Raw genomic sequence first — 3,139 nt, 5'->3', positions numbered from 1 at the left:
CGACTGCTTCGATCCGGCAGCGCCTCGCCGCCTCTGCCCGATCTTTCGTCCGAAGCGAGAAGGACAGTTCCGTTTTGCCGATGATCGGCCGAAGTTCCTCGGGGATCGGACGGCGGAATTGGTAAACTGCGCCGCGCCTGCGTAGGTAGGTCATAGGGGTTTCATCTGCTCCAGATGTAACACCCACTTGCGATAAGCCCCTGATTTCGCGGGAAATCCAGACCCCATAAGGTTCTGGCGGAGACGGAGGGATTCGAACCCTCGGTACCCCTTACAGGGTACGACGATTTAGCAAACCGTTGCCTTCAGCCACTCGGCCACGTCTCCGGCAGGCGGCGTAGTTAGCCCGTAACCTTCGGGTACGCAACGGGGTTTTCAAGAAATCTTGTCTGTTAACCCCACGTATAGGCCAGCAAGTCAGATTTCGTCGTGATCCAGGCTGCTTTTATGCGCCGGACGGGGTGAATATGAGCATATTTTTGAAATTTAGAGCGCGTACAGGGGCTTCTAACGAGGCCGCTGTCGTCGATATTGCCGAATCAAATGCGTCGGAAGAATCGTCGCAACACATCCGTCGTGGGCCATTTCGTCCCGATGTCTGGGTCAATGCGCGTCAACGCAACGCGCTGCGACTGCGTACATTCTATTATAGGGGGGTGGATATCGCCATTACCGCCCTGCTCGCTCTTGGCTGGCTGACCTATCCCGCCGCGATTTCCAGCATTGGCCAACTGACGATTGCGCAGGTTGCGCCCTATGCGGTCGGCTGGCTGTGCGCCATGTGGTTCCTCATTAGCGCCAATCTGTACAATTTTGGTCCCTCAAGCCACGTCTGGCGTCATGTCGCTGCAACGGTAATGGTGTCTTTTGTCGGCCTGCTGGCCGGATTGATCGTGCAAGCCGTCACATCCGTTTCAGCATGGAGCGATTACCTGTTGTGGGCCGGTTTAACTCTGATCGCCATTGCCATCCTGCATCTGATCTGGGCATCCGCTGCGGTTCGTAGTCGCAAGAACGGTGCCCTGACGCCGAATATCGTGCTGGTCGGCGCTACCCGTTATGCAGAACTATTGATTACCCAGGCACTGAAACGCCGCGACATCAATATTCTGGGCATATTCGATGATCGTACCGATCGCAGCCCAGACGCAATCTGCGGTGTGCCCGTACTGGGGCCCGTCAGTGATTTGCTGACACATCGGCTGACGCCCTATCTGGATTGTATTGCCTTGACGTTATCACCCGATGCCGCCGACCGGGTGGGCCAACTGGAGCGCCAACTCTCTATTCTGCCGAATAAAATTGCCGTTCTGCTGCAAAGCGATGAGCCGGATGCCGATGAAATCACCCGCGCGCTGGATAAGCTAGCCTATACGCCGGTTCACCTGCTGAACCCGCCGATCAATGATGACCGCCGCGCGTTTTGCAAACGCCTTCAGGACCTTGTTCTGGGATCACTGGCCTTGTGCGCGCTAATGCCGTTCTTGCTGTTGATCGGCGCGTGGGTGCGTCTGGACAGCCGGGGACCGGCCCTGTTCCGTCAACGTCGTCATGGCTTTAATCACGAAGAGATTGTGGTGTGGAAGTTTCGCACCATGCACCACAATCGCGCCGATAATGCCGGCATCCGCCAAGTCACGGCAGACGATGATCGTATTACCCGTGCAGGACGTTTTTTACGCGCCACCAGTCTGGACGAGTTACCGCAACTGCTGAACGTTGTACTGGGCCAGATGAGTCTGGTAGGGCCCCGCCCGCACGCCATCGGCATGAAGACAGGTCAGGTCGTCTCTGCCGACATTGTTGCTGAATACGCGCATCGCCACCGCATCAAGCCCGGCATGACCGGATGGGCCGCCATCAAAGGATCACGCGGCCCCATGCATAGTGCCGCAGATGTGCGCCGTCGTGTGCAACTGGATATCGACTATATCGAACGACAGAGCTTCTGGTTCGATCTATGGATCATGGCCCGAACCCTGCCTGTTCTGCTGGGCGACAAGGTCGCAATGCGCTGATGTTTGTACGCGGACTGCTGGGCTATTTACCGGCCAATATCATACAGGCGATCGTGGGCATTCTGACCATACTGGTCTTTACGCGCCTATTGTCATCGACCGAATTCGGCATTTACGCGCTGGCCTTCTCTGTTGCTTCGTTGGCCCATGTGTTGATTTTCACATGGATCGAAGCGGCCATGGCCCGCTATTGGGCCAGTGAAGCCACCCCCGAAGGTCTGGCCAGTCTTTATTCTACGCTTTATCGCGCCGGACTGGTTCTCAGCGTCCTGTTCATACCGGCCGCGGTGGCCGTATGCCTGTGGGCACCGTTGGGCGTTGAAATCCGGATTGCTATGGCCATCGGTCTGGCAGGGGTGCCCGTCCGCTGTCTTTTGAACATGGTCAAGGTCGCCCTGCGGGCACGCGGTGCCGTGCGTCAGGCTGCCGGTCTCGACATCTATTTCACACTCGCCGTTTTCATTCTGGGTATCGCCGCCGCATGGCTGGGCCTTGGCGGAGCCTCGCCGCTGGTCGGGTTACTGATCGCACCACTCTTGGCCCTGCCCGTCGCCCTGCCTCTCGAGCGCGGCAAATCGCGCAACGGGCGTTTCAGTGCCCCGCGCCTTAAAGGCTATATCGCCTACGGCTATCCTATTTCGATGTCGCTTGGCATGGCATTGATCCTCGCCTCGACCGATCGCTTTATGCTGGGCTGGCTGATGAACGAAGCTGCCGTTGGTGCCTATCATGCCAGTTACAGCATCGCGAACCGCACGCTAGACATCATCTTTATCTGGCTGGGAACCGCTGGTGCACCCGCTCTGGTGATGGCGCTGGAAAAAGGCGGTGGCCGCGCATTGAAACTGGCGGCTGTAGATCAGGCCCGCATACTGTTGCTGGTCACCTTGCCCGCCGCCGTGGGCGTGGCCCTTGTAGCGCGCCCTCTCGCCGAGGTGGTGATCGGGCCGGAACTTCGGACCGCCTCGGCCTTGGTCACGCCGTGGATCGCGGCATCCGCTTTCCTTTCAGGCTGGCTATACTATTATTTCAATCAGGCTTTTACCCTGTCCAAGCGCACATCGATGCTGTTGCTGACCATGATTTTTCCGGCCATCGCCAATATTGGCCTGAACATGATC

At 57.9% G+C, this 3,139-nt stretch carries 2 protein-coding genes and 1 tRNA gene; 2 read left to right on the top strand and 1 reads right to left on the bottom strand.

Annotated features, from left to right (window positions below):
• Positions 1 to 235 precede the first annotated feature (235 nt).
• Positions 236 to 327, bottom strand: a tRNA-Ser gene (locus tag RSB01_RS13870).
• A gap of 140 nt (positions 328 to 467) precedes the next feature.
• Between RSB01_RS13870 and RSB01_RS13865 the strand changes: the two genes are divergently transcribed.
• Positions 468 to 2,018: an exopolysaccharide biosynthesis polyprenyl glycosylphosphotransferase gene (locus RSB01_RS13865; RefSeq protein ID WP_332625721.1), complete on the top strand. Its 1,551-nt coding sequence runs from the start codon at positions 468 to 470 to the stop codon at positions 2,016 to 2,018.
• Positions 2,018 to 3,139: oligosaccharide flippase family protein (locus RSB01_RS13860; RefSeq protein ID WP_332625720.1), on the top strand; the 1,122-nt coding region annotated here is incomplete at its 3' end. The genes RSB01_RS13865 and RSB01_RS13860, both read left to right, overlap by 1 nt.

Source organism: Brevundimonas sp., assembly GCF_036659295.1.
Lineage (GTDB): Bacteria > Pseudomonadota > Alphaproteobacteria > Caulobacterales > Caulobacteraceae > Brevundimonas.
The sequence above is the reverse complement of the archived record's forward strand: the minus strand, read 5'-3'. Positions and strand labels throughout refer to the sequence as shown.

Bases quoted from the DNA above. Each gene is read 5' to 3' on its own strand.
- RSB01_RS13865 (WP_332625721.1), top strand. From the start codon at position 468: ATGAGCATATTTTTGAAATTTAGAGCGCGTACAGGGGCTTCTAACGAG.